The organism is Tetragenococcus solitarius NBRC 100494, from assembly GCF_001544195.1.
GTDB classification, from domain to species: domain Bacteria; phylum Bacillota; class Bacilli; order Lactobacillales; family Enterococcaceae; genus Tetragenococcus; species Tetragenococcus solitarius.
On the sequence record NZ_BCPY01000064.1, the window covers coordinates 1 to 5,943 of the forward strand.

Here is a 5,943-nt window from a genome sequence, read left to right on the forward strand (position 1 = left end):
TTCAGGATGATAATATATCTTTAATGCTATTGGCAAGGAGAATGATGGATGGATTTTGTAAAGAAAAATTATCAAGGGATATTATTATCTTTTATAGTTGCATTAGTTGCAACATTTCTAGGAAATTTTTTTCCTATTATAGGAGGGCCTGTTTTTGGTATTTTGTTAGGACTTGTTATTGCTTTTTTTCCTAGAAATCAGGTATTTGAACCAGGTATCGCGTTCACATCTAAAAAAATATTACAATATGCGATTGTTTTATTAGGCTTTAGTATGAATCTTTTTCAAATTTTTGCGGTGGGGAGCCAGTCATTATTAATTATAATTTCAACAATCAGTACGGCATTGATTGTTTCATATATTATTAGCAAGTGGTTAAAAATCCCTGCGGATGTTTCCATTTTAGTAGGCGTAGGTTCTTCGATTTGTGGAGGTTCTGCGATTGCAGCGACAGCACCTGTGATAAAGGCAAAGGGAAAAGATATTGCAACGTCGATTTCCGTCATTTTTTTGTTTAATGTACTCGCTGCTTTGCTATTTCCTACATTCGGAAGTTTATTAGGAATGAATGATATTGGATTTGGTATGTGGGCAGGAACCGCAATCAATGATACATCTTCTGTAGTGGCTGCAGGGCAAACTTGGGCTGCAAGCCATGCCAGCGATGTGGCTTTAAATTATGCAACGATTGTTAAATTGACCAGAACACTTGCGATTATTCCTATTACGCTTATTTTAGCATTTTATCGTTCAAGAAAGAGCAGTAACGTTTCTGTGAGAATGTCTGAGACCTTTCCTTGGTTTATTCTCTTTTTCTTGATTGCTGCGATTCTTAGCACGATTTTTCAATTCAATGAAACAGTAATTGACCTGTTAACTACTTTAAGCAAATTTTGTATTACGATGGCATTAGCAGCGGTAGGGTTGAATACCAACTTGGTAGGTTTGGTTAAAACAGGGGGAAAACCGATTTTTCTTGGCTTTTGTTGCTGGATAAGTATTATGATTGTTAGTTTGGCTATGCAACAAATCCTTCAGATTTGGTGATAAAAAACGGATTTGCGATAATCAAATTTGGTCTGAATAATGACTGACCTATAAATGGAAAATTGGTTAAAACTTTTATAAGTACATGTAACCATGGTAGCAAGAACTTCAGAATTTCAACCAGAAATCATTACTAAATATATTCATTTTTTAGTAAAAGTTGTACGAGTTGACCTTAACGAAAGCGTCTTTGCCTGAATTGAAAATAGGCAGAGACGTTTTTTTATGTTTAAGTTGCTGAATAACTTCTTTTGTTTAAATATTTTGTAACTGAAAAACAGTTGATAATACAGCTTGCGAACTTATTGACTCTATATCAAAAAGTAGGATATACCAAGTATACTAGAAAAATAAGCTTATCACTCAATTAAAAAAAGTATAAAAATAATGTAACGAATAAACGAGATTTTGGATATATAGATAGGTAAACTTTTGATGATTTACTTAGTATACGAAAAGGAGGGACATGGTGGATACAGAAGATGTTTATCAAGAGTATGCGAACTTTGTCTTTAAATATTTACTAACATTGACTAATAATGATTATCAATTTGCTGAAGAATTGACACAGGAAACTTTTTATCAAGCAATTAAATCTATTGATAAATTTCATGAGGATGGTAAGGCAAAATTTTCTACCTGGTTATGTTCAATTGCCAAAAATGTGTGGCTGCAGGAACTCAATCGTAGTAAAAAAAGACAACAATTAACAGATTTGTTAACCAACGAAAAAAAGTCATCTTATAACTTGGAAGAAGATTATTTTAAAAATGAAGATAAAATTCATTTCTTTAAACAAGCACATCAACTCACTGACAAAAAGCGTGAAATACTTTATCTTAGGCTGCTAGGCGACTTAACTTTTAAAGAAATTGGCTCCATTTTTGGAAAAACAGAAAACTGGGCGCGAGTGACTTTTTATCGAGCCAAACAACAAATACGAAAGGATGAAAGAGTAGATGAATCATAGTGTTTTTAAAGACTTAGTACCGAGTTACATTGAAAATTTAACCAGTGAAGAAACAAATCGGCAAATGCAAGAGCATATGGAACAATGTGAAGATTGTCGAAAGTATTATATTGAAATGAAAGAAGGTTTCTCAGACGAATGTTTTCAAGAAAAGAAAAAAGAAAATAAGAATGTTGATTACTTAAAAAAAGTTCGCGCTAGAAACAGAAAAAAAATTTTGATCATTACGGGAACGTTGTTGGCTCTTTTTATAATGATATTCGTAGGTTATTATTTTCTATTCGTTCATATGTGGGCAGCCGACGAAAAGAACGTACAAACAACGATTCAAAAAAAAGATAACGTAGTGACTGTTCATTTTCAGTCAAAAAAAGATAATCGCTACCTCTTAGCAATGGAAGAGTATGGAGATCAAGGATATGGAGAAACCATTATTGTATATGAAAATTGGAATATTTTTGCGGATTCAAGTCTGAATAAGTTTTCAGAGTTAGCTTCATCTGTACAAGATGGAACAGATGTCACTTATACATTTTTAGATGAAAATAACTTAGTATTACCCAATGGAAAAGAAACAAAATTGACGAACCAGGATAAGATACAGATTGTATATAAAAACAGTATGGAAGAAATACCATTAAAAACTTTATACGAACAAGCAACCGATTAAGAGTTAGTTGGCTTTAGCAATTAAATGAAAAAAAGAGGACGGATATAAATATGGTTTAGCTGAAACTATGTTGAAGAATTGGCGCTTTCTACAAAAGAAATTAAATAGATTGAAAATACAAAAAAATGATGCTATTCTAAAAACAAGTTAAGCAGTATATTTAATTACACTCGAAATAGAAATGAATGATGGAAATTATTTCTTTTACAGTAAGGCACATGCTTATCAATTTAGTAAAGTCGTTATTGGTCATTTCAAAGGAAGAGGAGCATAATAAGCATGATGGATTTAATTATAATCTTTAGCTTGTTAGTAGTACTTATGATAATTGTGCTTACGCTCGTTATTTTTATAAAATGGCGCGATAATGTTGTTGAGTATTCTCTTTCTAGTTTAAGCGTGGAGCTTAGACCAAGTAAAAATGGAGAGTTAAAGGGCGTTCTGTCTTATGTCAGTTTTCTAGAAAAGAACAAAAAAACATTTTTACTTCAAACCTTTAGGCAAGGACAGATTTTAAAATACAAGGGCAATAACTATATAATTACCGCATGTTTTTTAAAAAAGCCTAAATTTAAACCCAACAAATTTGTAATCTACTTAAAACCTTACAGCAATGACCAATATGAAGTTTCACTAAATAATTATTCTTTTAAAAAAGGGCAAATGCTTGTCGATGATTCCGAAGATGATGAAACCAATGAGGCTAGTTTTATGCTGGTTCATGTAAAAAGGGTAGATAGCAGTCTAAAGAACTTTATAAGAAGTAACTCATTGTCTGGGAGTGATAGAGATCGTTTAGAGTTTTTTAGATATAAACTGTTACATGAAGTGCCTACAAAAGTAGAAGCAAAAAGCGTGCTGGATATTTTAGCAAAATATGAACCACTTACCACTGAAGTGATGAAGATGATTCAAAATATTTTTTTAAATTAATGATGATGGCTTAAAAAAGAAATCTTTAGATATAACAAAGATAGCTGAGTAAGTTCTATGTTTGAGCTTACTCAGCTATTTTCATTAGTACTGCTTGTCAGAAAAAGATGGCGAACATAATGATAAAAAGTATCCCCACATCTGACAAAATCCAGCGTAAGTCGCCTTTATTTTTTAAAATAAAAACTCCGTCAATACAGACTGTTATGATAAATAAAGCTATTTTGATGGCCTCATTATAATCCATAAACAGTGCGCTAATAATAAATAAAGTTATTGCTATCAAATAGATAATATACCATTTCTTTTGAGATGTTTTTATTTGTTTCCAATTGCTTATTATAAAGGACAATTATGTTAAATTAACTTCTTCACACAACTTGCCAAGAACCTATCCATTTTTCCTTGGAATAATTATATTGTCTTTTATAGAGCTTGTTGTTTTTTGTCTTATATCGCCATTTAATGATGTCTTTAAAGGGAGATATAACTTCTTCACTGGTTTGTTTTGTCGTGTCTACTGAAGTATCTTTTACAACAGCTAAAGCTTCAATAGGTTGAAAAACAAAAAATCCTAGTAACACAATCAGCAAAATTTTTCTTTTCAAAACATCACCTCCTTAATTTGTTTTTCTGCTGGGAATCTGGTCTGGTGTATAGATCGTTAATTTATCAGCGTCTGGAAATGCATCGATATCATCAATATTGGCTTTAAATTGGTTATCGATATATAAAGAAAAAGTACCATCAGATTGTTTGATTAAAAAGTTTTTATCTTTCTTGTCTATTTCAAAAGTTGTTGCTTTTGTCTGGGGATCAACTGAGGATGGCTCAATAATGAAAATCAGCGAACTAAAAGACAATAAGAGAGTGAACAGGAAAATAATTTTATTGGTTGCTTTTATAGGTTTAAAGTTAAGTATTTTCTTCACTCTTAATTCAAAAGTACTTCTACTTTTGTTTAAAAAGGTAGGAGCTATAAGGAACTGATTACGTTTTTTATTTTGTTGTTCTTTTTTTACTTTTAATAAACACTCCACATATTCAATGCATTGACGGCTGTTGAACTGTTTTAATAATTCATTGTCTACGCGCAGTTCCATTACTTTGTTCATTTGCTTTTTAAAAACAAATAATAGTGGATTCCACCAATAAAAAATCGTCAACAGTTCAAAAGCAAGGGTAACCAAAGCATCTTTTTTACGGTAATGTGTCATTTCATGTAAAACAATATATTTCAGTTCTTTCTCTGAAAAAGACAGGTCACTTGGGAGAAAGATCACTGGATTTTTAATCCCATAAATAGCAGGGGATGTAACCTGTTGAGATTGAATAAAAGAAATCTCTGTCTGTTTATTGTTAAGCAGCGTCATCGTTTGTTTACTAATTTTTTGAGAACGTATGTAACGAAGTAATAGAATATTTTTGTATAAAAAAGTGACCAATTTATAACCAACGCCCAGCAAACAAATAATAATCAATAAATTTCCTAGAGTAACATTCCATTGATTGATACTGAATAAATGAAATTTAAGGAGTTCTTTTATTTTGGGTAGTACGTTAGTTGATGGGATCGTCAAAGAAAAACCAAATTCGACAGGTAATATGAGCCGAATAAAGAATAATAAGCCAATTCCATACAAAAATTGTGGCGAAATGTAAATTTTTTGTGATTCAAATTTTAATAAGAGCTGCATTAACATAAGAATAATAAAACACTGAATAAATGCAGCAAGAATGGAAGCGTAGGATAGACTCATATTCACTCATCTTCTTTAAATTGTCTTTTTTTATCTTTTAGAAGTTTTTCGATTGTAGGAATAACATCCGGATCATCTTCCTCAGCTAAAAAATGGTTGAGTAAATTATCGATATTTAAATTATAATGCTTCAATACAAATTCTTCTTTATCTATTGCTGGAAGATACTTTCGGGTGAGTGTTTTTCCTGTAAGTACAACCTCGTCTACTTTGATATAATTATCGTTGAGTAATTTTTTCAAAACAGGTAAAACAGTATTTTTACTAATACCGCTTATTTCGGCGATTTCATTAGCAGATAACGCATCCTCATGTTCCCACAGCACTTGCAAAATTTCCGATTCTCTTTTGTTAAACTGTCTCATTTTTTTCATCGTCATGTTTCACCTCACTAAAGTTACTTCCATCATAACAAAACTTTGAATTAACACCAATATTTTTTTACTCTTGCAATGAAGAGGGCAATATTAAGTGGAATATTCTTTTTAAATAAAAATTTTATTGTTATTTTTTTATTGAATCTGCAATTAAGCAAGTGACTTGTTCAAAGTCTTCTTTTAATG

7 protein-coding genes are annotated in these 5,943 nt (G+C 31.2%); 4 read left to right on the forward strand and 3 right to left on the reverse strand.

The window, feature by feature from the left end; genetic code table 11:
- The first annotated feature begins 48 nt into the window (after positions 1-48).
- The 4 genes from TS1_RS11810 (at position 49) to TS1_RS11825 (ending at position 3,620) form a co-directional block, all read left to right on the forward strand.
- Positions 49-1,047 (forward strand): YeiH family protein, encoded by a 999-nt coding sequence (locus tag TS1_RS11810; RefSeq protein ID WP_068710680.1) that lies wholly within the window; start codon positions 49-51, stop codon positions 1,045-1,047.
- 469 nt (positions 1,048-1,516) lie between these two features.
- Positions 1,517-2,017: an RNA polymerase sigma factor gene (locus tag TS1_RS11815; protein ID WP_083498316.1), complete on the forward strand. Its 501-nt coding sequence runs from the start codon at positions 1,517-1,519 to the stop codon at positions 2,015-2,017.
- Entirely contained in the window at positions 2,007-2,687 is a 681-nt protein-coding gene (locus TS1_RS11820; protein ID WP_068710682.1) for a zf-HC2 domain-containing protein, read from the forward strand. The genes TS1_RS11815 and TS1_RS11820 overlap by 11 nt, the downstream gene beginning before the upstream one ends.
- A 279-nt stretch (positions 2,688-2,966) precedes the next feature.
- Positions 2,967-3,620, forward strand: a complete 654-nt coding sequence (locus TS1_RS11825; protein ID WP_068710683.1) for a hypothetical protein — start codon at positions 2,967-2,969, stop codon at positions 3,618-3,620.
- 371 nt (positions 3,621-3,991) lie between these two features.
- Here TS1_RS11825 and TS1_RS11835 read toward each other — a convergent pair whose 3' ends face one another.
- The 3 genes from TS1_RS11835 to TS1_RS11845 are packed head-to-tail and all read right to left on the reverse strand — an operon-like array spanning position 3,992 to position 5,754.
- Positions 3,992-4,228: a hypothetical protein gene (locus tag TS1_RS11835; RefSeq protein ID WP_068710685.1), complete on the reverse strand. Its 237-nt coding sequence runs from the start codon at positions 4,226-4,228 to the stop codon at positions 3,992-3,994.
- Between the two features lie 12 nt (positions 4,229-4,240).
- A complete protein-coding gene (locus tag TS1_RS11840) occupies positions 4,241-5,380 on the reverse strand; it encodes a M56 family metallopeptidase (protein WP_068710686.1) in 1,140 nt (379 codons plus the stop codon).
- 2 nt (positions 5,381-5,382) lie between these two features.
- Positions 5,383-5,754, reverse strand: a complete 372-nt coding sequence (locus TS1_RS11845) for a winged helix-turn-helix transcriptional regulator (RefSeq protein WP_068710687.1) — start codon at positions 5,752-5,754, stop codon at positions 5,383-5,385.
- Positions 5,755-5,943 lie beyond the last annotated feature (189 nt).